23 protein-coding genes, 1 tRNA gene and 1 other RNA gene are annotated in these 22,469 nt (G+C 67.0%); 10 read left to right on the forward strand and 15 right to left on the reverse strand.

Annotation, left to right across the window (positions count from 1 at the left end; genetic code table 11):
• Nucleotides 1-137 precede the first annotated feature (137 nt).
• Nucleotides 138-494: a hypothetical protein gene (locus tag B4U45_RS12660; RefSeq protein WP_241780242.1), complete on the reverse strand. Its 357-nt coding sequence runs from the start codon at nucleotides 492-494 to the stop codon at nucleotides 138-140.
• Here B4U45_RS12660 and B4U45_RS12665 point away from each other — a divergent pair.
• The gene (locus tag B4U45_RS12665) at nucleotides 484-708 is read left to right on the forward strand and encodes a hypothetical protein (protein ID WP_219859582.1); all 225 of its coding nucleotides are present in this window, start codon (nucleotides 484-486) and stop codon (nucleotides 706-708) included. The genes B4U45_RS12660 and B4U45_RS12665 overlap by 11 nt on opposite strands.
• Here B4U45_RS12665 and B4U45_RS12670 read toward each other — a convergent pair.
• From B4U45_RS12670 to B4U45_RS12680, 3 genes are read right to left on the reverse strand one after another with little or no spacing between them, the layout of a single operon-like run.
• Nucleotides 698-1,840 (reverse strand): DUF4185 domain-containing protein, encoded by a 1,143-nt coding sequence (locus B4U45_RS12670; RefSeq protein WP_082275377.1) that lies wholly within the window; start codon nucleotides 1,838-1,840, stop codon nucleotides 698-700. The two genes, B4U45_RS12665 and B4U45_RS12670, sit on opposite strands and share 11 nt — an antisense overlap.
• A gap of 1 nt (nucleotide 1,841) precedes the next feature.
• The gene (locus B4U45_RS12675; RefSeq protein WP_075546881.1) at nucleotides 1,842-2,885 is read right to left on the reverse strand and encodes an aspartate-semialdehyde dehydrogenase; all 1,044 of its coding nucleotides are present in this window, start codon (nucleotides 2,883-2,885) and stop codon (nucleotides 1,842-1,844) included.
• Entirely contained in the window at nucleotides 2,886-4,151 is a 1,266-nt protein-coding gene (locus B4U45_RS12680; RefSeq protein WP_075546880.1) for an aspartate kinase, read from the reverse strand. It lies immediately after the preceding gene.
• Nucleotides 4,152-4,480: 329 nt separating this feature from the next.
• Between B4U45_RS12680 and leuA the strand changes: the two genes are divergently transcribed.
• Entirely contained in the window at nucleotides 4,481-6,298 is a 1,818-nt protein-coding gene (gene leuA / locus B4U45_RS12685) for a 2-isopropylmalate synthase (RefSeq protein WP_075546879.1), read from the forward strand.
• A gap of 87 nt (nucleotides 6,299-6,385) precedes the next feature.
• Here the strand turns inward: leuA and B4U45_RS12690 are convergent, their stop codons facing one another.
• Genes B4U45_RS12690 through B4U45_RS12700 form a run of 3 tightly spaced genes read right to left on the reverse strand, consistent with a single transcriptional unit; the run spans nucleotide 6,386 to nucleotide 8,419 of the window.
• Nucleotides 6,386-6,952: a TetR/AcrR family transcriptional regulator gene (locus B4U45_RS12690; protein WP_075546878.1), complete on the reverse strand. Its 567-nt coding sequence runs from the start codon at nucleotides 6,950-6,952 to the stop codon at nucleotides 6,386-6,388.
• On the reverse strand, nucleotides 6,952-7,389 hold the full coding sequence (locus B4U45_RS12695; protein ID WP_075546877.1) for a hypothetical protein: 438 nt from the start codon (nucleotides 7,387-7,389) through the stop codon (nucleotides 6,952-6,954). Before B4U45_RS12695 ends, B4U45_RS12690 begins: the two co-directional genes overlap by 1 nt.
• 40 nt (nucleotides 7,390-7,429) lie before the next feature.
• Nucleotides 7,430-8,419 (reverse strand): DEDDh family exonuclease, encoded by a 990-nt coding sequence (locus B4U45_RS12700; protein ID WP_075546893.1) that lies wholly within the window; start codon nucleotides 8,417-8,419, stop codon nucleotides 7,430-7,432.
• A gap of 135 nt (nucleotides 8,420-8,554) precedes the next feature.
• On the opposite strand from B4U45_RS12700, the gene B4U45_RS12705 reads away from it, so the two are divergent.
• The gene (locus B4U45_RS12705; protein ID WP_075546876.1) at nucleotides 8,555-9,784 is read left to right on the forward strand and encodes a Mur ligase family protein; all 1,230 of its coding nucleotides are present in this window, start codon (nucleotides 8,555-8,557) and stop codon (nucleotides 9,782-9,784) included.
• Nucleotides 9,777-10,484 (forward strand): type 1 glutamine amidotransferase, encoded by a 708-nt coding sequence (locus B4U45_RS12710; RefSeq protein ID WP_075546875.1) that lies wholly within the window; start codon nucleotides 9,777-9,779, stop codon nucleotides 10,482-10,484. The genes B4U45_RS12705 and B4U45_RS12710 overlap by 8 nt, the downstream gene beginning before the upstream one ends.
• A gap of 8 nt (nucleotides 10,485-10,492) precedes the next feature.
• Here the strand turns inward: B4U45_RS12710 and B4U45_RS12715 are convergent, their stop codons facing one another.
• The 3 genes from B4U45_RS12715 to B4U45_RS12725 form a co-directional block, all read right to left on the reverse strand.
• Nucleotides 10,493-11,338 (reverse strand): hypothetical protein, encoded by an 846-nt coding sequence (locus B4U45_RS12715; protein WP_075546874.1) that lies wholly within the window; start codon nucleotides 11,336-11,338, stop codon nucleotides 10,493-10,495.
• Between the two features lie 145 nt (nucleotides 11,339-11,483).
• Nucleotides 11,484-12,095, reverse strand: a complete 612-nt coding sequence (gene recR, locus B4U45_RS12720; protein ID WP_075546873.1) for a recombination mediator RecR — start codon at nucleotides 12,093-12,095, stop codon at nucleotides 11,484-11,486.
• Between the two features lie 11 nt (nucleotides 12,096-12,106).
• Complete coding sequence (locus tag B4U45_RS12725) at nucleotides 12,107-12,529, reverse strand: YbaB/EbfC family nucleoid-associated protein (RefSeq protein ID WP_075546872.1); 423 nt, start codon at nucleotides 12,527-12,529, stop codon at nucleotides 12,107-12,109.
• 98 nt (nucleotides 12,530-12,627) lie between these two features.
• Between B4U45_RS12725 and B4U45_RS12730 the strand changes: the two genes are divergently transcribed.
• On the forward strand, nucleotides 12,628-13,410 hold the full coding sequence (locus tag B4U45_RS12730; protein ID WP_075546871.1) for an Rv3717 family N-acetylmuramoyl-L-alanine amidase: 783 nt from the start codon (nucleotides 12,628-12,630) through the stop codon (nucleotides 13,408-13,410).
• Here B4U45_RS12730 and B4U45_RS12735 read toward each other — a convergent pair.
• The gene (locus B4U45_RS12735; protein WP_075546870.1) at nucleotides 13,407-13,844 is read right to left on the reverse strand and encodes an SRPBCC family protein; all 438 of its coding nucleotides are present in this window, start codon (nucleotides 13,842-13,844) and stop codon (nucleotides 13,407-13,409) included. The genes B4U45_RS12730 and B4U45_RS12735 overlap by 4 nt on opposite strands.
• Before the next feature lie 71 nt (nucleotides 13,845-13,915).
• Between B4U45_RS12735 and B4U45_RS12740 the strand changes: the two genes are divergently transcribed.
• Both B4U45_RS12740 and B4U45_RS12745 read left to right on the forward strand, forming a co-directional pair.
• Nucleotides 13,916-15,292 (forward strand): FAD-binding oxidoreductase, encoded by a 1,377-nt coding sequence (locus B4U45_RS12740; protein WP_183155062.1) that lies wholly within the window; start codon nucleotides 13,916-13,918, stop codon nucleotides 15,290-15,292.
• Nucleotides 15,289-16,602 (forward strand): class I SAM-dependent methyltransferase, encoded by a 1,314-nt coding sequence (locus B4U45_RS12745; RefSeq protein WP_075546868.1) that lies wholly within the window; start codon nucleotides 15,289-15,291, stop codon nucleotides 16,600-16,602. Before B4U45_RS12740 ends, B4U45_RS12745 begins: the two co-directional genes overlap by 4 nt.
• Before the next feature lie 5 nt (nucleotides 16,603-16,607).
• Here B4U45_RS12745 and B4U45_RS12750 read toward each other — a convergent pair whose 3' ends face one another.
• The 3 genes from B4U45_RS12750 to ffs all read right to left on the reverse strand — a co-directional run bounded on the left by B4U45_RS12750 (nucleotide 16,608) and on the right by ffs (nucleotide 19,994).
• The gene (locus B4U45_RS12750) at nucleotides 16,608-18,422 is read right to left on the reverse strand and encodes a DNA polymerase III subunits gamma/tau (RefSeq protein ID WP_075546867.1); all 1,815 of its coding nucleotides are present in this window, start codon (nucleotides 18,420-18,422) and stop codon (nucleotides 16,608-16,610) included.
• Nucleotides 18,423-18,567: 145 nt separating this feature from the next.
• Nucleotides 18,568-19,854 carry an aspartate aminotransferase type Ic gene (locus B4U45_RS12755; protein ID WP_089025061.1) on the reverse strand — a complete coding sequence of 429 codons (1,287 nt, stop codon included), beginning with the start codon at nucleotides 19,852-19,854 and terminating at the stop codon, nucleotides 18,568-18,570.
• A gap of 43 nt (nucleotides 19,855-19,897) precedes the next feature.
• Nucleotides 19,898-19,994: signal recognition particle sRNA small type (gene ffs, locus B4U45_RS12760), an RNA gene on the reverse strand.
• Nucleotides 19,995-20,073: 79 nt separating this feature from the next.
• On the opposite strand from ffs, the gene B4U45_RS12765 reads away from it, so the two are divergent.
• Nucleotides 20,074-20,162 (forward strand) — tRNA-Ser (locus B4U45_RS12765).
• Nucleotides 20,163-20,252: 90 nt separating this feature from the next.
• Nucleotides 20,253-21,092: a lipid uptake coordinator LucA gene (lucA, locus tag B4U45_RS12770; RefSeq protein ID WP_075546865.1), complete on the forward strand. Its 840-nt coding sequence runs from the start codon at nucleotides 20,253-20,255 to the stop codon at nucleotides 21,090-21,092.
• Nucleotide 21,093: 1 nt separating this feature from the next.
• Here the strand turns inward: lucA and B4U45_RS12775 are convergent, their stop codons facing one another.
• Nucleotides 21,094-21,822, reverse strand: coding sequence for an enoyl-CoA hydratase/isomerase family protein (locus tag B4U45_RS12775; protein ID WP_075546864.1), 729 nt, complete (start codon nucleotides 21,820-21,822; stop codon nucleotides 21,094-21,096).
• Between the two features lie 136 nt (nucleotides 21,823-21,958).
• Here B4U45_RS12775 and B4U45_RS12780 point away from each other — a divergent pair, with 136 nt between their 5' ends.
• Nucleotides 21,959-22,432 carry a lipoprotein LpqH gene (locus B4U45_RS12780; RefSeq protein ID WP_075546863.1) on the forward strand — a complete coding sequence of 158 codons (474 nt, stop codon included), beginning with the start codon at nucleotides 21,959-21,961 and terminating at the stop codon, nucleotides 22,430-22,432.
• Nucleotides 22,433-22,469 lie beyond the last annotated feature (37 nt).

Below are 22,469 nucleotides of genomic sequence, written 5' to 3' on the forward strand. Positions count from 1 at the left end.
TCCGGTGTTTCGCTCATCACTCGAATATTGCTCAGCGCCGCGACAACCGCAAAGGGTTACGGCGATACGACACCGGATTGATCACAAACTCATGAGGCCCGGTGCTCGAGTGAGCACCGGGCCTGGTGTCGAAGTTTCTAACGACCGGGTGTGGTGGCGGGTGCAACCGAGGACGGCACCTGCGCGGGACCGCCGGGACTCACCGCTGGGACGCCACCATTGGGACCTCCCATTCGGTGCATCATCGCGTGGGGCTTGTGATGGCGGTGGTGGCCGTAGCCGCCGTGACCGCTTTGCATCCCGAGCCGGAAGCCGGTGAAGAAGATCACCGCGACGATGAACACGATTCCGGCGGCGATGGCCACCCACGCCGCGGCTTTGAAGACCTTGGGGGTCTGATGGGGCGCTGGTGGCAGCGCCGGCGGTGGGGGTGGTGCCACGGCGGTCGACGTCGGCGCTGTCGGTATTTCAGGTGTTTCGTTCATGACACGCATGATGCCGGGGCAAACAGTGGTGGCGGCTATGCACAACTTATGTAGTAGCTATGAGCCATTCTGGCCAATCGCCCGGCGGGCAGGGCGACCTCTGGGCGGCGGCACCGGCGGCACTGGCGGCACCGGCGGCACCGGCGGCACCGGCGGCACCGGCGGCACCGGCGGCACCGGCGGCACGGGCGGCGCGGGCGGCATCCAGATGATCACGGCTTGAACGGATTGACCGCGAACTGGATCACCCGGTACGGCGCACGGGCACGCGGGTCGGCGTTGTTCCACTGGCTGACGAATATCCGCAACTCATCGAGCGTGGACCCGGGCGAGATGTAGCCGCCATACGGCTGCGCCAGCCGATTGTCGTAGGGCGGCGGCAGGCTTTCGGCCGGCTCGGGCCACTCCTCCTCGTGTTGCACCACGGTGGTCACTGGCGCGGTACCGAGGGACGTCGGGTCGTCGGCCACTCTGACCTCCATGTCGCCGTTGCTGGCGTTGAAATACGAAAGCACCGTTTTGCCCTCGATCTGCTTAATGCTCATCTCGCCGACCTGGTCAAGCCATAGCGGGGTCGGTGGCTTGTTCCAGCCGCCGCCGGCCCCGGCGGCCCAGCCCTGCCAGCGGGACCGGTCGGTGAACGCCTCCGGGGTGGCCCGGTACAGCACCACAGGTAGCCAGCGGGTGAAGCTGTTGGCCACGATGTACACCCACCCGCTGGGCGATTCCGGGGTAGGGATCGGGTCGTAGTACCCGCTGATCTGCGTCTGTCCCCAGCGCTGGTAGGAGGCGTCGCGCCGAGACCCCGGAACTGTCTGCCAGCCGCCGCGCGCCGCTTCGGCCACCACCAGCCGCGTGCTCTGCGGCACCAGGTCCTTGGTCGTGGTCACCATCAGATAGTTGCGCCGGTTGATCTGCACCACCCCGGCGGGCAGCTGCGAATCCCCGGGTGGCGTCGGGTCGGCGAGCAGCGGCTTGCTTACACCGGTGACGCCGGTGTAGCGCACCCCGGCGGGGTCGTCGACCGACGCGGTGTCGACGTGCAACGCAACCGGCGAGTACCAGCCGCCGAACCCGACACCCTGGCCGGCGAAGCTGTCGCCGCAAACCTGCAGCAATTGGCTGGGGAATTCGACGAAGTCGCACAGGTCCGTGGCCCCGATACCGTAGTCACCGGTGGGGGTTCCGGTGCCGGCAGTCGGACCGATCCGCAGCACCTGACCGGGTTCCAGCGGCTGCAGGATCGGCTGCGGCAGCGGCGCCGGTGGATCGGCGTGCGCGACCCAAAAGCACTGCGGGACAAGTAAAGACGCTACCAGCGAGCACCGCGCGACCCAGGCGGAGCTCACCCGCATGTCACAAGTCGGCGGCCAGCAACTCGGCGATCTGGATGGTATTCAGCGCCGCCCCCTTGCGCAGGTTGTCGCCCGTGACGAACAGCGCCAGACCGCGCCCGTCCGCTACCCCGGGATCGTGCCGGATGCGCCCGACCAGTGACTCGTCCACCCCGGCCGCGGCCAGCGGCGTCGGCACGTCGACCACCTTCACACCGGGCGCGCCGTCAAGCAGCTCACGAGCCCGCTCAGGCGAAAGCGGCCGGGCGAACTCGGCATTGATGGACAAGCAGTGCCCGGTGAACACCGGCACCCGCACGCAGGTACCGCTGACCGCCAGGTCGGAAATGCCCAGGATCTTGCGGCTCTCGAACCGCAGCTTCTGGTCCTCGTCGGTCTCCCCCGAGCCGTCGTCCACCAACGACCCGGCCAGCGGCACCACGTTGAATGCGATCGGCGCGACGTACTTTTGCGGCGGCGGGAAATCCAGCGCACCGCCGTCGTGCACCAACGCCTCGGCGTCGTCGATGACCGCACGCGCCTGGGCAGCCAACTCGGCCACCCCGGCCAGGCCACTACCGGAGACCGCTTGATAGGTGGAGGCCACCACGCGAACCAGCTGGGCTTCGTCGTGCAGCACCTTGAGCGCCGGCATCGCGGCCATGGTGGTGCAGTTGGGATTGGCGATAATGCCCTTCTTGAGGGGCCCCGCCCCGCGCACGTCGCGCGCGAAGTTGACCTCCGACACCACCAACGGCACATCGGGGTCTTTGCGCCACGCCGACGAATTGTCGATCACCGTCACGCCCGCGGCGGCGAACCGCGGCGCCTGCACCCGCGACATCGCCGCCCCCGCGGAGAACAGGGCGATGTCCAGGCCGCTCGGATCCGCCGTTTCGGCGTCTTCGACCTCGATCTCCTGACCGCGGAAGGCCAGCTTGCGGCCCTGGGAGCGGGCCGAGGCGAAGAACCGCACCGAGCTGGCCGGGAAGTCGCGCTCGTCGAGCAACGTGCGCATCACCTGGCCCACCTGACCGGTGGCACCCACAACTCCTATCGCAACCATCTAACGTCCCGTCCCCGCATAGACCGTGGCCTGCTCGTCGCCGCCGAGTCCGAACGCCTCGTGCAGCGCGACCACCGCCTTGTCCAGCTCGGTGTCGCGGCACAGCACCGAGATCCGGATCTCCGACGTCGAGATCAGATCGATGTTCACCCCGACGGCGGCCAGCGCCTCACAGAACGTCGCGGTCACCCCGGGATGGCTGCGCATGCCCGCCCCGATCAGCGACAGCTTGCCGATGTGGTCGTCGTAGAGCACCTGGGAGAAGCCGATCTCGTCTTTGAGCGAGTCCAGCTTGGCCACCGCGGTCGGCCCGACGTCGCGCGAGCAGGTGAAGGTGATGTCGGTCTTGCCGTCCTCGATCTTGGAGACGTTCTGCAGCACCATGTCGATGTTCACCTCGGCGTCGGCGATGGCGCGGAACACCTTGGCCGCATAGCCCGGGATGTCGGGCAGCCCGACGATGGTCACCTTGGCTTCGCTGCGGTCGTGCGCGACTCCGGTCAGGATGGGGTCTTCCATAGGTACGTCCTTGATCGATCCGACGACGACGGTGCCCGGCCTGTCCGAATACGACGAGCGGACATGCACCGGAATGTTGTAGCGGCGGGCGTATTCCACACAGCGCAGCATCAATACCTTGGCGCCGCAGGCCGCCATCTCGAGCATCTCCTCGAATGTGACGGTGTCTAGCTTGCGCGCGTTGTGCACGATCCGCGGGTCGGCGGTGAAAATGCCGTCGACGTCGGTGTAGATCTCGCAGACGTCGGCGCCCAGCGCCGCCGCCAGGGCGACCGCGGTGGTGTCCGAGCCGCCGCGGCCCAACGTGGTGACGTCGCGGGTGTCCTGGCTGACGCCCTGGAATCCGGCGACCAATACGATGCGGCCTTCGTCGAGTGCGGCCCGGACCCGTCCCGGCGTGACGTCGATGATCTTGGCGTTGCCGTGGGTGCCGGTGGTGATCACCCCGGCTTGCGAACCGGTGAACGACCGGGCCTGGGCGCCCAGCGATTCGATCGCCATGGCAACCAGCGCGTTGGAAATGCGTTCGCCGGCGGTCAGCAGCATGTCGAGCTCACGCGGCGGCGGCACCGGGCACACCTGCTGAGCCAGGTCCAGAAGATCGTCGGTGGTGTCGCCCATCGCCGAGACGACGACGACCACGTCGTTGCCCTGCTTCCTGGTCTCGACGATGCGTTCGGCGACCCGGCGAATCCGGTCGGCGTCGGCCACCGAGGATCCGCCGTACTTCTGCACGACGAGCGCCACTGATCTTTTCCTGTCTGGGATTCTGGTCCTGGATTCAAGTCCACAACAGAATACGTGGACGAGCATCGAGGGTGAGCTGACGGCATCGAGTGAGCGCTCCGGGCGGAACTTCCGCGATTTGGACGCCCTCAGCGCACGCCCAAAGCCGTCAGCTCACACTCGATATCAGTGGTTTTGGTGATCGGGCCGATAGCGGTAGAGTGCACAACGTGCAGCGGGTGCTCCTCCTCGGACGCCGCGACGGGGTCTGATCCAGACCGGCTTCCCGTCGCGGGACGTTCGCGATTGCGCCGGTCTGAGGTTCCTTCTGACACCCCGGAGCAACTACCGTGACAAATCCTGATACACCCGACGCGTATCGATCGGCGCGAACCGTCGTCAAACCTTCCGGCCCACCGCGACCCGGCCAACCCGGCTGGAATCCCCAGCGAGGCTCGTCGATGCCGGTCCACCGCTACCGCCCCTTCGCCGAAGAAGTCGAGCCCATCCGCCTCGCCGACCGCACCTGGCCCGACCGCGTCATCACCCACGCCCCTTTGTGGTGCGCGGTGGACCTGCGCGACGGCAATCAGGCGCTGATCGACCCGATGAGCCCGGCCCGCAAGCGCCGCATGTTCGACCTGCTGGTTCGCATGGGCTACAAGGAGATCGAGGTCGGGTTCCCGTCGGCCAGCCAGACCGACTTCGACTTCGTCCGCGAGATCATCGAGCAGGGCGCCATTCCCGACGACGTCACCATCCAGGTGCTGACCCAGTGCCGTCCGGAGCTCATCGAGCGCACCTTCGAAGCGTGCCAAGGTGCCGCAAAGGCCATCGTGCACTTCTACAACTCGACGTCGATCCTGCAGCGCCGGGTGGTGTTCAAGGCCGACCGGGCCGCGGTGCAGGCCATCGCGATCGACGGCGCCCGCACATGCCTCGAGGAGGCCGCCAAATATCCCGGCACGCAATGGCGTTTCGAGTATTCGCCGGAGTCCTACACCGGCACCGAGCTGGAATACGCCAAAGAGGTCTGTGACGCCGTCGGCGAGGTCATCCAACCGACGCCGGACAACCCGATCATCTTCAATTTGCCTGCCACCGTCGAGATGGCCACGCCCAATGTCTACGCCGACTCGATCGAGTGGATGAGCCGCAACCTGGCGCGTCGCGACTCCGTGATTCTGAGCCTGCATCCGCACAACGACCGCGGAACCGCCGTCGCCGCAGCCGAATTGGGCTATCAGGCCGGGGCTGACCGGATCGAGGGCTGCCTGTTCGGCAACGGGGAGCGCACCGGCAACGTATGCCTGGTAACCCTGGGGCTCAATCTGTTCTCCCGCGGGGTGGACCCGCAGATCGACTTCTCCAACATCGATGAGATCCGGCGCACGGTGGAGTACTGCAACCAGCTGCCGGTGCCCGAGCGGCACCCCTACGGCGGCGACCTGGTCTACACCGCGTTCTCCGGCAGCCACCAGGACGCCATCAACAAGGGCCTGGACAGAATGAAGATCGCCGCAGATGAGGCCGACACCGATGTTGAAGACATGCTGTGGCAGGTGCCGTATCTGCCGATCGACCCGCGCGATGTCGGCCGCACCTACGAGGCGGTGATTCGGGTCAATTCGCAGTCCGGTAAGGGCGGGGTGGCCTACATCATGAAGGCCGATCACGGCCTGGTCCTGCCGCGGCGGCTGCAGATCGAGTTCTCTCGCGTAATCCAACAGATCGCAGAGGGCGCGGCGGGCGACGGCGGTGAGGTCTCACCGAAGGAGATGTGGGACGTATTCGCCGAGGAATACCTCGCCCCGGTGCGGCCGCTGGAGCGCATCAAGCAACATGTCGATGCCGCTGACGACGACGGCGGCACCACCAGCATCGTCGCGACCGTCAAAATCGACGGCGTGGAGACCGAGATCAGCGGCAGCGGCAACGGCCCCCTGGCGGCGTTTGTCGACGCACTCCATCCGGTTGGCTTCGACGTGGCCATCCTGGACTATTCCGAGCACGCGATGAGCGCCGGCGGCGACGCTCAGGCAGCGGCATATGTCGAGGCGTCGGTGGCGGGCAAGGTCGTATGGGGCGTGGGCATCGCGCCGTCGATCACCACCGCGTCGCTGCGGGCGGTGGTGTCGGCGGTCAACCGGGCCAGCAATCGGCGATGAGCTGACGCCGGCCCACCGGCGCCGCCGCCGTAGGACCACTATCAGGTGTGCATGCCGTCGGCCGCTCCGAGTATTCGCTGCGGCTCACTACTGCTCGAATAACGCACGTAACAGCCGGTCGACGACTCCGGCCGGATTCGGTGCTCCGCCCGGTATCGTGAGGTTGCTGAACAGGTAACCGTTCAGCAGCCGACTCAACTCGTCCATCTGCTCAGGCGTCGGGGTGAAGCCCGCCGCCTCGAGGATCAGCGTGGCGGACTTCACCGCGGCGGCCTGAAGATCTTTCAGGAACGGCTGCAGCTCGGGCCGGCGCGTCCCCTCCATGAACAGCTCGAACCGCGCCAGCGTGTAGCGTCGCGCCCGCTCGTCGGGGTCGGCCAGCATGCGCGTCAGGAGCGCTTTGACGCCGTCACGGGCCAGCGAACCGACCGCGGTTTGCAGCGCCGCCACGCGTTGCCAATGCAGGTCGACGGTGCGCGCCGCGGTCGCTTCGAGAAGTGCCTGGCGTGTCCGGAAGTAGTTCGAGGTGGTGCCCGCGGGCAGGCCCGCCCGCTCGTCGACCTGGCGATGCGTCAGCTCGCCGATTCCCTCCTCGGCGAGTATGCCGATGGCGACGTCGAGGATCTGCGCGCGGCGTTGCGGATTCGGCGGCATCAGTGGGTGTAGCGCAGCCGCCAGAACATGGTCAGGAACGCCGGATAGACCGCGATCAGCAGCAGGTAGCTGAACGACATCGGAAACCACGTCACCATCGACACGTCCCTGACCACATAGGACATGTAGAGGTGCAGCGGCACGCTGCCGGCGATGTAGACCAACGATGCGGTGAAGAACAGCCGATGCCGTTTGCCGGTGAACCGGACCCGGTGCCACACCAGAATGCCGGTGATGGCCGCATACGTCATCGGCACCAGCAGGATTCGGTCCGTCGTTACCGTCACCATGTAGCGCAGGGTCAATTCGTCTCCGAAGACCACCCGGTACAGGTGCAGGACGACGCCGAGCGAAATCGTCAGGATCGCGGCTTCCCGGAAGAAATAGCCGTGCCGGCGGTACACGGTTCGGCCTACTACATCCGTAGTGGTTGCCATGGGTAAGACGTTACCACTACGGTTGTAGTGCAAGCAAGGTTCAGAAGAGGGCGAGCTGATTGTCGATCAGTCCGGGATCGGTGAATTGCTCCATGCTCGTGCCGCCGGTGACGGACTCCACGCGGTCCATGAACTGCACGTCGGATAACACCGGTACCCCCAATTGCATTGCGTGATATCCCTTGCCCTGATCGGGAGCGGTCTCGTTGCAGACCACAAGCGAGGTCTCGCGGTCCACGTCGTCGCTGTAAGCCAGTCCGGCGTACAAGATCCGCTCGACCAGCTCCTCGTGGGTGCGCCCCACCTCTGCGGCCAACGCCACCCGCATGCCCTGCACCAAGGGCCGGCCGGTGACGTAGCGGCCCGGGTTGAGATACGGGCAGAGCATCCGCGATGCCATCACCTTCAGCGGGCGCAGCTCGTCATGAGTCACCCGCCCGTTGGGCCAATGACGCCGGGTCACCGGCCGTATCGGCAGCCAGACATCCAGTTCCCGAGCGCGGGCGAGAGCGGGCGTCAGCACTCCGGTCAACACCAGCGCGTCGTCGAACGCGTCGTGGGGGCGCTCCTGAGTGATACCCCAGTGCGCCGCGAGCGTCTCCAGCCGCAGGTTGTCCATGCCAAGCTCGAGCCGGCGGGCCAGCTCGACCGTGCACATGACGGTGTCGACGGGAAGTTCGGCGTCCGCGAGTTCGGCTTCGGCGGCCAGGAACGCGTAGTCGAACGCGACGTTGTGCGCCACCAGGGTGCGCCCGCGCAGCACTTCGACCACGTCACCGACAATGTCGGCGAATTGCGGCTGGTCTTCGAGCATGGCCGCGGTCAGACCGTGGACATGGGTGGGGCCCGGGTCCACTCCCGGATTGAGCAGGCTGACCACGGACTGCTCCACCCGCCCGGCGGCGTCGAGGCCTAGCGCGGCGATGCTGATGATCCGGGCCTGACCAGGGCGAAAGCCCGAGGTCTCGACGTCGATGACGGCCCAACCCCCGTGTGGGTGGCTGGCCGGCCGTCCCCAGGTGTGGCTCACAGAATGAGAATCGCATGCGCGACCGACATCAGCGGCGTCGCTGCGCATCGTGTCGGGCATGAAACCACACGAGGGCGACCCGCCACGCCCGGCGCCACAAGCGCCGAGCTTGCGATCGCCCTTAAACTCACCCGGGTGATCACCACCCGGGCCCGCCTTGCCCTCGCCGCCGGAGCGAGCGCGCGCTGGGCATCGCGGGTCACCGGGCGCGGAGCCGGCGCGATGATCGGCGGTCTGGTCGCGATGACCCTGGACCGCTCGGTGCTGCGCCAACTCGCCGTGGGCCGTCGCACCGTGGTCGTCACCGGGACCAACGGCAAGTCGACGACCACCCGAATGACGGCCGCAGCTTTGGGCACGTTGGGCGCAGTAGCCACCAACGCCGAGGGCGCCAACATGGACGCCGGCCTGGTGGCCGCACTGGCCGCGGATCGCCATGCCAAGCTGGCTGCCCTGGAAGTCGACGAAATGCACGTGCCGCACGTGTCCGACGCCGTGGAGCCCACCGTCATCGTCCTGCTGAACTTGTCGCGGGATCAGCTGGATCGCGTCGGCGAGATCACCGTGATCGAACGCACGCTGCGCGCCGGGCTGGCGCGGCACCGGCAGGCCGTCGTCGTCGCCAACTGCGACGACGTGCTGATGACCTCGGCGGCCTACGACAGCCCAAACGTCGTGTGGGTGGCCGCGGGAGGTTCCTGGTCCAACGATTCGGTGAGCTGTCCTCGCAGCGGCGAGGTCATCGTCCGCGAGCACTGCCACTGGTATTCCACCGGCGCCGATTTCAAGCGGCCCAGCCCGCAGTGGTTCTTCGACGACGACACCCTGTACGGGCCTGGCGGGCTCGCGCTGCCGATGCGGTTGACGCTTCCGGGCGCGGTGAATCGCGGCAATGCCGCCCAGGCCGTCGCCGCCGCCGTCGCGCTGGGCGCCGACCCTTCGAAGGCGGTCGCGGCCGTGTCGAGTGTCGACGAGGTCGCCGGCCGCTACCGGACCGTGCGGATCGGTGCGCACGAAGCCCGCATCCTGCTGGCCAAGAACCCGGCCGGCTGGCAGGAAGCGCTGTCGATGGTGGACAAGCACGCGGCCGGGGTGGTCATCGCGGTCAATGGGCAGGTGCCCGACGGCGAGGACCTGTCGTGGCTGTGGGACGTCCGTTTCGAGCATTTCGAAGAGACCCCAGTCGTCGCCGCCGGCGAACGCGGCACCGACCTGGCGGTGCGTCTGGGATACGCGGGTGTCGAGCATACATTGGTGCACGACACTATGGCGGCCATCGCGTCCTGCCCGCCCGGGCGGGTCGAGGTCGTCGCCAACTACACCGCGTTCCTGCAGCTGCAACGGGCACTGGCGCGACATGGCTGAATCCAAAATGCGGATCGGGCTGGTACTACCCGACGTGATGGGCACCTACGGCGACGGCGGCAACGCCGTGGTGCTGCGCCAACGACTGCTGCTGCGCGACATCCCCGCCGAGATCGTCGAGATCACGCTGGCCGACCCGGTTCCGGAATCGTTGGACCTCTACACGTTGGGCGGCGCGGAGGACTACGCGCAGCGGCTGGCCACCAAGCACCTGCTGCAATACCCCGGCCTGCAGCGCGCGGCGGCCCGGGGCGCGCCCGTGCTGGCGATCTGTGCGGCCGTCCAGGTGCTGGGCCAGTGGTATGAGACATCCTCGGGAGAGCGGGTCGACAGCGTGGGCCTGCTCGATGTCACAACCACGCCGCAACCGGCCCGCACCATCGGCGAACTGGTCAGCACGCCATTGCTGACCGGTTTGAGGCAGCCGTTGACCGGCTTCGAAAACCACCGCGGCGGCACCGTCCTGGGCCCCGCGGCGTCGCCGTTGGGGGCGGTGGTCAGGGGTGCCGGCAACCGGGCCGGTGACGGCTTCGACGGCGTGGTTCAGGGCAGCGTGATCGCGACCTATATGCACGGGCCGTGTCTGGCCCGCAACCCCGAGCTCGCCGACCTGTTGCTCAGCAAGGTGGTAGGTTCGCTACGACCGCTGGAGCTCCCCGAGGTGGACCTGCTGCGCCGCGAGCGGTTGGCTGCTCGCTAAGGCTAAGGCTAGGGCCGCCAGCCTCTGGCCAGCAGTGCGTGGCGCACCCGGGCGATTACCTCTTCGGACCTGTCTTCGGCGATCACCCGGATGACCAGCCAACCCAGCTGCGCGAGCGTACGCAGTCGCCGTTGGTCGTGCGCATACCGCCGGCGGTCGGTGCGGTGTTGGTCACCGTCATATTCGGCCGCCACCTGGTATTTCTCCCAGCCCATATCCAGCATTGCGATCAGCCGCCAATCCTTCTGCACCGGTATCTGCGTGCTGGGCGTGGGAAATCCGGCATCGATCAGCAAGAGCCGCAGCCAGGTCTCCCTGGGGGACGCCGCCCCCGCGTCGACGAGGGGCACCGCCGCCCGCAGTCGCCGGACACCACGCGCACCTGGATAGCGCGTGGCCAACAGGAGCACATCTTCGGTTGAGAACGGCGTCGCTCGCATGAGCGCGTCGAGGCGCGCCACCGCCTGCCCGCGCGGCAGATGCCTACCGAGGTCATAGGCCGTCCGCGCCAACGTGGTCACCGGCAGGCCCGCTACCCGGGTGATCTCGTCATCGGCCAGGACTTCGTCGCGAGCGACGAGCCCCCGCGGCGGCCTGGTGTTCGACCAGACCAACTCGATGGCGACGTCATCGTCGATCCATTGCGCGCCGTGTAGTGCGGACGCGGCTACACCGGAGATGACCGCTCGGCGTCCCGACCATAACCATGCCCCGATGGTCCGGTCGCGCAGTGACAGGTTGTGCCGCTGCGGGGCGTAGACACCTGGGTACACCGGCCGATACCACCGTTGCAGCTCGTGCCGGGTCATTTTTCTGGACGTGACCGCTTCGCTCCCGAGGAAAACCGCCGTCATGGCTCGAAATGTTGGCAGCGAGAGCCGACAACTCGCCGACCCTGTAAATCTGCAGGGAAAGTGCGAGTAGCGGCCTGCAAAATTACAGGCTCGGCGAAATCAACGGCGAAATCAATGGCGAAATCACGGCGACATCACGGCGACATCACGCGAGCACCCGGCGGCCGGTCAACGCGCGGCCGAGGGTCAGCTCGTCGGCGAACTCCAGGTCGCCGCCCATCGGCAGGCCCGATGCGATCCGGGTGACGGTCAGGCCGGGGATGTCGCGCAGCATCCGCACCAGGTAGGTGGCGGTGGCCTCACCCTCGGTATTGGGGTCGGTGGCGATGATCACCTCGGTGATGTCGACGTCGTCGACCCGCTCACCGATGCGGCTCAGCAGCTCGCGGATCCGCAACTGCTCAGGGCCGATCCCGGACAGCGGATCAAGCGCACCACCTAAGACGTGGTAGCGGCCGCGGAATTCGCGGGTGCGCTCGACGGCTTGGATGTCCTTGGGCTCCTCGACGACGCATACCAGGGAACCGTCGCGGCGCGGATCCGCGCAGATGCGGCAACGTTCGCCATCGGAGACGTTGCCGCACACGGCGCAGAACCGCACGCCGTCGCGCACCCGACCCAGTACGGCGGTCAGGCGGTCGATATCCGCTGGCTCGACCGACAGCAGGTGAAACGCAATGCGCTGCGCACTCTTGGGTCCGATACCCGGCAACTTTCCCAGCTCGTCGATCAGATCCTGGACAGGTCCCTCGAACATGTCGGTGCCGGTCAGACCCCCGGCGCTCCCGGCATCCCCGGCCCACCAGGCATACCCGGCATCCCGGGCGCTCCCGGCATCCCCGGCCCACCAGGCATACCCGGCCCGGGTGCACCGGGCGCACCGGGCGGACGCATCGCCCCGGCCAATGCCCCCAGCCGTTCCTGCGCCATCTTCGTCACTTGCTGTGATGCGTCGCGCATCGCACCGACGATCAGGTCCTGCAGGGTCTCGATGTCGTTGCGGTCGACGACCTTGGGATCGATCGTCACACCGATCACCTCGCCACTGCCTTTGACGCGAACCTGGACCAAGCCACCACCGGCTTGGCCGTGCACCTCAGAGTTGGCCAGTTGGTGCTGGGCTTCCAATAGCTTCTGCTGCATCTGCTGCGCCTGGGCCAGCAGTGCCGACATATCGCCTCCAGGTTGCATGACAGTCCCCTCGCATCTTGGTCTCGAGTTGGTTTCGCCTGCGGTTGTCGGGCGATTCGAAACACCTAGCCTAGACCGCGCCACGTTAGCTTTGCGCAGTGGACGTACCAGTAAGCCTGCGTGTCGGGATCGCCTTCCTACTCCAAAGGGTTGCCGGCGTGCTCGTCGCCGCCGCGGCACCGCTGATACCGATTGTCCCCACAGCCGCCGCCACCCCCGCCAGCATCGCCGGCATGGTGGTATTCATCGATCCCGGCCACAACGGGGCCAACGACTCGTCGATCGGGCGCCAGGTACCCACCGGTCGCGGCGGCACCAAGGACTGCCAAGCCAGCGGAACGTCGACCAACAGCGGCTATCCGGAACACACTTTCACCTGGGACACCGCGCTGCGGCTCCGGGCCGCGCTCAACGCGCTGGGGGTGCGCACCGCCATGTCGCGCGGCAACGACAACGCCCTGGGGCCATGCGTCGACGAACGGGCCAACATGGCCAACGCCCTGCGCCCCAACGCGGTCGTCAGCCTGCACGCCGACGGCGGGCCGGCCACCGGCCGCGGCTTCCACGTCAACTACTCCGCGCCGCCACTGAACGCGACCCAGGCCGGACCCTCGGTGCAGTTCGCCAAGGTGATGCGGGACCAGCTGCAGGCCTCGGGTATTCCACCGGCCAACTACATCGGCCAGGACGGACTGTACGGACGTTCCGATCTGGCGGGCCTGAACCTGGCGCAGTATCCGTCGATCCTGGTCGAGCTGGGCAACATGAAGAACCCCGCGGACTCGGCGCTGATCGAATCAGCCGAGGGCCGGCAGAAGTACGCCAACGCGCTGGTGCGCGGCATCGCAGGTTTCCTGGCCGCCCAGGGCCAGGCGCGTTAGCCTTCCAGCTGCTTCTTCAGGTTGGCCAGCACTTCGCCCTGAATTCGCTTCAAGCCCAACGGCGCAAACGTCTTTTCGAAGAAACCCTTGACGCCGCCGGCGCCGTTCCAGCTGGTCTTGACCGTGACGCTGCAGCCGGGACCCGCGGGAGCCACCGTCCAATTGGTGATCATGGACGAGTTCGCGTCCTTTTCGATCACCGTGTGGCCCGCGACGTCGACGTTGACTTGCACATTGCGCACGCGTGATTTGGTGGCCTGCAGCCGCCACTTGGCGACCGTGCCCTGCCCCTGCCCACCCTCGAGCACCTGATACTCGCTGTACTGCGGAGAGAGGATTTTCGGGCGGACATGGCGATAATCGGCCACCGCGTCAAATGCGGCCGCGGGCTCGGCATTGATCAAGATCGTGCTGGCTGCGCTCACCTGTGCCATCAGGCGCAACTCCTCCGTATCGAGCCCGCGCGCGGATGCAGGGGCTGTGGTCGGTGACTACGATATATGTGATGCCCGCCCGTGAATCTGCGCTGTCCACCTACACCTCGGGCGTCCAGCGGTTGCTGGCGAGCTATCGATCCATCCCTGCAACCGCGACCGTCCGGTTAGCCAAGCCCACCTCAAACCTGTTCCGCGCCCGCACCAAACGCGATACCCCCGGCCTGGATACCTCCGGACTGACCGGCGTCATCGGTGTGGATCCCGATGCCCGCACCGCCGACGTAGCCGGCATGTGCACGTATGCGGACCTGGTCGCGGCGACGTTGCGTTACGGCCTGTCGCCGCTGATAGTTCCGCAACTGAAGACCATCACCCTCGGCGGGGCGGTCACCGGCCTGGGCATCGAGTCGGCATCGTTTCGCAATGGCCTGCCGCACGAGTCGGTGCTGGAAATGGACATTCTCACCGGCGCCGGCGAATTGCTCACCACGTCTCCCGACCAGCACGCCGACCTGTACCGCGCATTTCCCAATTCCTATGGAACACTGGGCTATTCGACCCGGCTGCGAATCGAGCTGGAGCCCGTGAAACCCTTTGTGGCGTTGCGGCACATTCGATTCCACTCATTGGCCGAGATGATCGCGGCGATGGAACGCATTGTCGACACCCAAGGACTCGACGGGCTCCCGGTGGATTACCTCGACGGAGTCGTCTTCGGCGCCGACGAGAGCTACCTGTGCGTGGGCGTGCGAACGACGACTCCGGGCCCAGTCAGCGACTACACCGGAAAAGACATCTACTACCGGTCCATCCGGCATGGGACCGGAGTCAAAGAAGACCGGTTGACCATCCACGACTACTTCTGGCGCTGGGACACCGACTGGTTCTGGTGTTCACGCGCCTTCGGCGCGCAGAACCCGCGGCTGCGGCGCTGGTGGCCGCGCCGCTACCGGTGCAGCAGCGTCTATTGGAAGCTGATGGCGGTCGATCAGCGCTTCGGAATCGCCGACCGGATCGAGAAACGCAACGGACGTCCGGCGCGCGAACGGGTCGTGCAGGACGTCGAGGTGCCCATCGGGCGCACCGGCGAATTCCTGGAATGGTTCTTAGGCAATGTGCCGATCACACCCATCTGGGTGTGCCCACTGCGGCTGCGCAACCCCAGCGGGTGGCCGCTGTACCCGATCCAGCCGGATCGCACCTACGTCAATATCGGGTTCTGGTCGTCGGTGCCGGTAGGCGCCGCCGAGGGCGTGACGAACCGGGCGATCGAGGCGAAGGTGAGCGAACTCGACGGCCACAAGTCGCTCTACTCCGACAGCTACTACACCCGCGAGGAGTTTGACCAGCTCTACGGCGGGGAGTCTTACAACACCGTGAAAAAGATCTACGACCCGGACTCGCGTCTACTCGACCTCTACGCAAAGGCGGTGCAACGACGATGACAACGATCAAGGAGGCCAGCCGTCCCATAGCCGGGGGCAAGCTGACCATGGCCGAAATCCTGGCGATCTTCACCGCTCCTGGACAGCAGCCGCTGAAGTTCGCAGCCTATGACGGCAGCACTGCCGGGCGTGCCGACGCGGCGCTGGGTCTGGAACTCACGTCTCCGCGCGGCATCACCTACCTGGCGACGGCCCCGGGTGAACTGGGTCTGGCCCGCGCCTACGTATCGGGTGACCTGCAGACCCGCGGCGTCCATCCCGGCGACCCGTATCAGCTGCTCAAGGCCCTGACCGACCGGGTGCACTTCAAACGCCCGTCGCCGCGGGTGCTGGCCAACGTCGTGCGCTCGATCGGTGTCGAAAACCTGCTGCCGGTCGCGCCGCCGCCGCAGGAGGCGCCGCCCCGGTGGCGCCGGCTGGCCGAGGGTCTGCTGCACAGCAAGTCCCGTGACGCCGAAGCCATCCGCCACCACTACGACGTCTCCAACACCTTCTACGAATGGGTGCTCGGCCCGTCGATGACCTACACCTGCGCGGTCTACCCGCACGCCGACGCGACGCTGGAAGAGGCCCAGGAGAACAAATACCGGCTGATCTTCGAGAAGCTGCGGCTACAACCCGGCGACCGGCTGCTCGACGTCGGTTGCGGCTGGGGCGGCATGGTGCGTTACGCAGCGCGACGAGGGGTCCATGTGTTGGGTGCCACGCTGTCGGCCGAGCAGGCCAAGTGGGCGCAACAGGCGATCGAAGACGACGGCTTGACCGACCTTGCCGAAGTGCGGCACTGCGACTATCGCGACGTGGCCGAGACGGGATTCGACGCCGTCTCGTCGATCGGACTGACCGAGCACATCGGCGTCCGGAACTATCCCGCCTACTTCGGCTTCCTCAAGTCGAAGTTGTGCACCGGCGGCCTGCTGCTCAACCACTGCATCACCCGCCACGACAACAAGTCGGCCCCATTCGCGGGCGGGTTCACCGACCGCTACGTCTTCCCCGACGGAGAGCTGGCGGGCTCGGGACGCATCATCACCGACATCCAAAACGCCGGTTTCGAGGTGCTGCACGAGGAGAACTTCCGGCATCACTACGCGATGACGCTGCGTGACTGGTGCCGCAACCTCGTCGACCACTGGGAGGAGGCCGTCGCCGAGGTCGGGCTGCCCACCGCCAAAGTGTGGGGTCTGTACATGGCTGCATCGCGAGTGGCGTTCGAACACAACAACATTCAGTTGCATCACGCGCTGGCCGCCAATGTGGACCCGTGGGGCGAGGATGACCTGCCGCTGCGGCCCTGGTGGACGCCTTAGATTTCCTAGTCGATGGGCCGGGCGCCCAGTTCGTTACGCAGCAGCTCGAGTGCCACCTCTTCGGGGTCGCGGCGCGGCTCGGAGGGGTTGTTGCGGCCGGCTTCGGCGAGCATGCTTTCCTCTTCGTCTTCCCTGGGCGGAGCGGAATCGGTTTCTGGCACAACCTCTTCCGCTCTCGCGGGCGCCGAGGCTGCGACGGGCTCGGGTCCGCCCACCTCGCAGCGCACCCGCCAGGCGACCCCCAATGCGTCTTTGAGCGCCTCGGCGATGACGTCTGCATTGCGCTGTTCGGACAAGCGCCGCGCCAGCGGCGCCGAATCGTGGGTCAGCACCAGGGTGTTGCCCTCCAGGGCGCGAACGGTGGCCCCCGCCAGCATCACCTCGGTGGTGCGGCTGCGCTGGCGCACCTTGTCGCGCACCGTCGGCCACATGGTACGAACGGCGGCCGCGTTGAGTTCGCTGGACGCCTTCTCCGGTTCGGGAGTCGATTCGGGAGCCGGCTGCGGCGGTGTGGGACGGGGCGGGGCCGCGGTGTCCGGCGGTCGCGCGGGCGGTGTCGGACGACTCCGCGCCGCGGCATCCGCCGGCCGCGCGGGCGGTGTCGGACGACTCGGCGCCGCAGTGTCCGGTGTCGCTGCAGCGGCCGGGATCGACATGGCCAATCGGGTTTCGATCCGCTCGACACGTTGCAGCAACGCCGATTCGGCGTCACTGGCCGACGGCAGGAGCAGCCGCGCGCAAATCACTTCCAGGAGCAAGCGCGGCGCAGTCGCGCCGCGCATCTCGCCCAGGCCGGCCTGAACCACCTCGGCATACCGGGTCAGGGTCGCCGGCCCGATGTGCGCCGCCTGATCCCGCATCCGGTCCAGCACGTCCTCCGGCGCATCCACCACGCCACGAGACACGGCATCCGGAACCGCTTGCAGGACAAGCAGATCCCGGAATCGTTCCAGCAGATCGGTGGCGAAACGGCGAGGGTCGTGCCCGGCGTCGATCACCGATTCGACCGCCCCGAACAACGCCGCCGCATCGCCCGCGGCCAGTGCGTCGACCGCGTCGTCGATCAGGGCCACATCGGTGGCCCCCAGCAGCCCCAGTGCCCGCTGGTAGGTCACCCGGATGCCGTCGTCGCCGTGGTCGGAGCCGGCCACCAACTGGTCCAGCACCGACAGCGTGTCGCGCGGAGACCCGCCGCCGGCACGGATCACCAACGGGTACACCGCGTCGTCGACGACGACGCCCTCCTGCTCGCAGATTCGCCCGATGAGCCCTCTCATGGTGCGCGGCGGCAGCAGCCGGAACGGGTAGTGGTGAGTGCGTGACCGAATCGTGGGCAGCACCTTTTCCGGTTCGGTGGTCGCGAAGATGAAGATCAGGTGCTCGGGCGGCTCTTCGACGATCTTGAGCAGCGCGTTGAAACCGGCGGTGGTCACCATGTGCGCCTCGTCGACGATGAACACCCGGTACCGCGATTGAGCCGGCGCGTAGAACGCGCGATCCCGCAGCTCGCGGGTGTCGTCCACGCCGCCGTGACTGGCGGCGTCGAGTTCGACCACGTCGATGCTACCGGGCGCGTTGGGCGCCAGCGCCACGCAGGAATCACAGACGCCGCACGGCGTGGCCGTCGGGCCAAGGGCACAGTTCAAGGAGCGCGCCAGGATGCGCGCCGACGACGTCTTCCCGCAGCCGCGCGGCCCTGAAAACAGGTACGCGTGGTTGATCCGGCCGGCTTCCAGGGCGACCGACAGCGGCTCGGTGACGTGCTCCTGCCCCACCACCTCGGCGAAGGTTGCCGGTCGATACTTGCGGTAGAGAGCCACGGTCAGCAGGCTACTCAGCTTGGGTGACTAGCGCCCGGCTGGGCATCCAGTGTGCTCTCACGGCGTCGAGGGTGCACACCGGGCGGGATTTCCGCGATTTCTGCCGCCTTGGACGCACAGCGAAAGCCCTGAGCGCACAGTCGATCTAGCTGTGATGACCAGGATCCAGCAGCGACTCAGTGGCCGCCAACAACGCACACGTCGCCAGCCCGTCGACGGCGTCGCGCAGGTCGGGAAGCGACGGGAACGTGGGCGCGATCCGGATGTTCTTATCGTCGGGATCCTTTCGATACGGGAACGACGCACCCGCCTCGGTGACCGCGATTCCGGCGTCCTTGGCCAATGCCACCGTGCGTCGGGCCGTTCCCGGCAGCACGTCGAGGCTGATGAAATAGCCGCCCTTGGGCTCCGTCCAGGAGGCGATCTTGGAATCCTGGAGCCGCTGATCCAGGATCTCCAGCGCCAACTCAAACTTGGGCGCCAGGATCTGCTGGTGGCGCAGCATGTGCAGGCGCACGCCGTCGGCGTCGCCGAAGAACCGCAGATGCCGTAGCTGGTTGACCTTGTCCGGGCCGATCGATTTCTTCCCGGCGTGCTGCAGATACCACGCGATGTTGCCCAGCGACCCGCCGAAGAAGCTGACGCCCGCTCCGGCGAAGGTGATCTTCGACGTGGACGCGAAGACGTAGGGGCGGTGCGGGTTGCCGGCCTTGACGGCCAGTCCTAGCACGTCGACCTGACGAATGAAGTCATGGGTCAGGGTGTGCACCGCGTAGGCGTTGTCCCAGAACAAGCGGAAATCGGGCGCGGCTGTCCGCATCAGGGCCAGCCGGCGAACGGATTCCCAGGAATAGGTGACACCGGTGGGGTTGCCGAACACCGGCACCGTCCACATGCCCTTGATCGCGGCATCGGCGGCGACCAACTCTTCGATCAGGTCGACGTCGGGGCCGTCGTCGAGGATCGGGACGGGGATCATCTCGATGCCCATCGTCTCGGTAATCGCGAAGTGCCGGTCATACCCGGGGACGGGACACAGGAACTTGACGCTCGGTTCGTCCTTCCACGGCCGGGGCGAATCGACCCCGCCGTAGAGCATCGAGAACGCGACCACGTCATGCATCAGCTCCAGGCTGGAGTTGTTTCCCGCGATCAGGTTCTGGACCGGGATTCCGAGCAGCTCGGCGAAGATGGCTCGCAGCGCCGGCAGACCATGCAGGCCGCCGTAGTTGCGGGTGTCGACCCCTTCCGGGTCGCGATAGTCGTCTCCGGGCAGGCTCAGCAGCTGGTTGGACAGGTCGAGTTGCGCCGCGGACGGTTTGCCGCGAGTCAGATCCAGCGCCAGCTTCTTGGCCTGCAGCTCCGCGTAGTCCTGCCGATGGCGGTCATGCAGCGCTGCCAGCTCGTCACGGCTGAGGGAATCGAACGACACCATGCGGCCCTTTCGCCGTTGAACGCGGTTACGCCTCCCCTGACCAGAGGGGACCCCGCGCACCCGACAGAGCCCGTTGACCCTTGCTGCCTTCCGGCCCTGGGGGAGTTCACAGGATAGACGCCGCGCGGGGTCCAACGATCAAGTCTAGTACCCCGGCTGACGCGCTCGACGACGGCCGCAAGACACCTGGCCCCGTCCAGCGGCTACCATATCGGCGGAGGATTCGCCTAGTGGCCTATGGCGCTCGCCTGGAACGCGGGTTGGGTTAATAGCCCTCGCGGGTTCAAATCCCGCATCCTCCGCCATAAGTCCGCAGCGCGGACACACACGGTGTGGGCCGGCCAGCTTGTGGGGCAACGTTAAGCTGACCAGTGCCAACCAGTATGAGGAGGCATATGCGCCGCAAGTGGGCCGTCGTTTGGCACGCGTCGTTTTCGATCGCCGCCGGCCTCCTCTACTTCTATTTCGTATTGCCCCGCTGGTACGAGCTGATGGGCGAGACCTCGCACGCGTTGGGAACGACGCTGCGGATCGTGGCCGGCGCGCTGATCGGCCTGGCCGCTCTGCCGGTGGTGTTCACCCTGTTGCGCACCCGCAAGCCAGAACTCGGCACCCCGCAGCTCGCGCTGTCGATAAGAACCTGGTCGATCGTGGCGCATGTGCTGGCGGGCGCGTTGATCATCGGCACCGCGATCAGCGAGATCTGGCTCAGTCTGGACTCCGCGGGACAGTGGTTGTTCGCGATTTATGGGGCCGCCGCCGCCATCGGGTTGCTCGGGTTCTTCGCGTTCTACCTGTCGTTTGTCGCGGAATTGCCGCCGCCGCCACCCAAACCGCTCAAGCCGAAAGCGACCAAGGAGCGGCGCAGTCGCCGCAAGAAGCCAGGCGACTCCGACGAGGCTGAGACCGAAGAGGCCCAGACCAAAGAAGCCGAGGAAGAAGAGGCCCCGGCCGCTGAAACGACCGAAGCCGAAACCCAGGCAACCGAAGAGGCGCCGGCCGAGCCGGAGACCCCGGAATCTACGGCTGAGGCCGAGCCGGAAGTGACGGCCGAGGTAGCAGCCGAGACCGAAGCCGCCGAGGAGCCCGAAGCGGCCGAGGAGCCCGAAGCGGCCGAGGAGCCCGAAGCGGCCGAGGAGCCGCGGAGTGCGATACGCAACCGCCGCCCGACCGGCAAGACGTCCCACCGTCGCCGGCGCACCCGCACCCGCGGCGGGGTCACGGTCGAGGATTAGCTCAGCGCCGGCGAAGACGCTCCAGGTAGTCGGCGATCCCCTGCCGGGTCTGCTCGGCACCCCAGCGCCGGCGGACGCCGTCGTCGATGTCGCCGGATTCGCGCATTCGTACCACCGTGGGTGCCCGCAGCTGGATCTTGGTGTGCCGGTATGCCTCGGCCGGAATGTCACCAAGGCTCGCTGCCTCCGCGACGGCCGCCTCGAGGAGGTCCTCGTCGACGACGGTGTGCGCAAGTCCCCGCGCGACGGCCTCGGTCCCGCGGAACGTGCCGCCGCCCAGCAGCACCTCCTCGGCGCGGTCGCCGCACGCATAGCGCATCACCTCCAGCGCGGCGACCGGGAAGGGCACTCCGACCCGTACCTCTGATGCGCCGATCTGGGCATCGGGGCTGATCAATCGCCGATCGCAGGCGCAGGCCAGCACACACCCGCCCGCGATGGCCGCACCGTTGATTGCGGCCACCGTCGGCCCGGGATAGCTGAACATCGCCTCGAACGCGCCGGACAGCGCCGGGATCAGCCGATCGGTATAGGCCGCACCGCCGTCCAGCACGCGATTGAGGTCCACACCGGCGCAGAACACCCGCCCGGCGCCGGTGATCACCAGCGGGCCCTGCAGCTGGTGCAGAACGTCGGTCAGCTCACCGAGCAGCTCGACGTCGAGGGCGTTCACCCGCCCCGATGAGAGCGTCACCACTTGCGCCGTTTCCCGAGTCTGGATGTCGATCACACTGACACTCCATCACCACGACCGAACAGCGGCGCTTGCGGGTCGCTCGAATACTTGGGATCGGTAGCGACCGAGCGGATTTGTACTTGCTGCCATGACGCCGCCATCGGGGCGGCGCACAACGGAAGGAAATCCGATGAAGCGTGTTATCGCGGTGGCGATTGGAACCATCGGCGGCGCTGCGGTACTGGTGGGCTGCTCCAGCGGCGGTCACACGGCCAGCCCGGCATCGAGCGTCTCCACCGGCGGTGGCGGCACTCAGGTCCAGGTCGGCGGCACCGATCTTCCCGGACTGAACCCGTCCTCGGTGACCTGCGTCAAGCAGGGCGGCAAGATCAACATCGGCAGCGGCTCCACCGGTGGTCAGCAACAGGCGCTGGCGGTGGTGATGACCGACGAGGCGACACCGCGGGTCGAGTCGCTGGCGCTGGTCGTCGACGGCAACGCCCTGTCCGTCGCGGACAACATGGGCGCCAAGGTGGGCTCGGCCAAGGTCGCGGTGGACGGCAAGACCTACACCATCACCGGCCAGGCGCAGGGAGCCGACTTAAAGAACCCGATGGCCGGAATGATCACCAAGGACTTCAACATCAAGGTGACGTGCGGCTAGCGCGGCAGATCCCGGCCTGCGGACATGCCTCCATGTC

This window comes from Mycobacterium persicum (assembly GCF_002086915.1).
Classification (GTDB): Bacteria; Actinomycetota; Actinomycetes; order Mycobacteriales; family Mycobacteriaceae; genus Mycobacterium; species Mycobacterium persicum.

Bases quoted from the DNA above. Each gene is read 5' to 3' on its own strand.
- B4U45_RS12780 (WP_075546863.1), top strand. From the start codon at position 21,959: ATGAAGCGTGTTATCGCGGTGGCGATTGGAACCATCGGCGGCGCTGCG.
- lucA (WP_075546865.1), top strand. From the start codon at position 20,253: ATGCGCCGCAAGTGGGCCGTCGTTTGGCACGCGTCGTTTTCGATCGCC.
- B4U45_RS12725 (WP_075546872.1), bottom strand. From the start codon at position 12,529: ATGCAACCTGGAGGCGATATGTCGGCACTGCTGGCCCAGGCGCAGCAG.
- B4U45_RS12665 (WP_219859582.1), top strand. From the start codon at position 484: ATGACACGCATGATGCCGGGGCAAACAGTGGTGGCGGCTATGCACAAC.
- B4U45_RS12690 (WP_075546878.1), bottom strand. From the start codon at position 6,952: ATGCCGCCGAATCCGCAACGCCGCGCGCAGATCCTCGACGTCGCCATC.
- B4U45_RS12735 (WP_075546870.1), bottom strand. From the start codon at position 13,844: ATGGCACAGGTGAGCGCAGCCAGCACGATCTTGATCAATGCCGAGCCC.
- B4U45_RS12715 (WP_075546874.1), bottom strand. From the start codon at position 11,338: ATGACGGCGGTTTTCCTCGGGAGCGAAGCGGTCACGTCCAGAAAAATG.
- B4U45_RS12740 (WP_183155062.1), top strand. From the start codon at position 13,916: ATGCCCGCCCGTGAATCTGCGCTGTCCACCTACACCTCGGGCGTCCAG.
- B4U45_RS12710 (WP_075546875.1), top strand. From the start codon at position 9,777: ATGGCTGAATCCAAAATGCGGATCGGGCTGGTACTACCCGACGTGATG.
- B4U45_RS12745 (WP_075546868.1), top strand. From the start codon at position 15,289: ATGACAACGATCAAGGAGGCCAGCCGTCCCATAGCCGGGGGCAAGCTG.
- B4U45_RS12660 (WP_241780242.1), bottom strand. From the start codon at position 494: ATGCGTGTCATGAACGAAACACCTGAAATACCGACAGCGCCGACGTCG.
- B4U45_RS12670 (WP_082275377.1), bottom strand. From the start codon at position 1,840: ATGCGGGTGAGCTCCGCCTGGGTCGCGCGGTGCTCGCTGGTAGCGTCT.
- recR (WP_075546873.1), bottom strand. From the start codon at position 12,095: ATGTTCGAGGGACCTGTCCAGGATCTGATCGACGAGCTGGGAAAGTTG.
- B4U45_RS12675 (WP_075546881.1), bottom strand. From the start codon at position 2,885: ATGGTTGCGATAGGAGTTGTGGGTGCCACCGGTCAGGTGGGCCAGGTG.
- B4U45_RS12695 (WP_075546877.1), bottom strand. From the start codon at position 7,389: ATGGCAACCACTACGGATGTAGTAGGCCGAACCGTGTACCGCCGGCAC.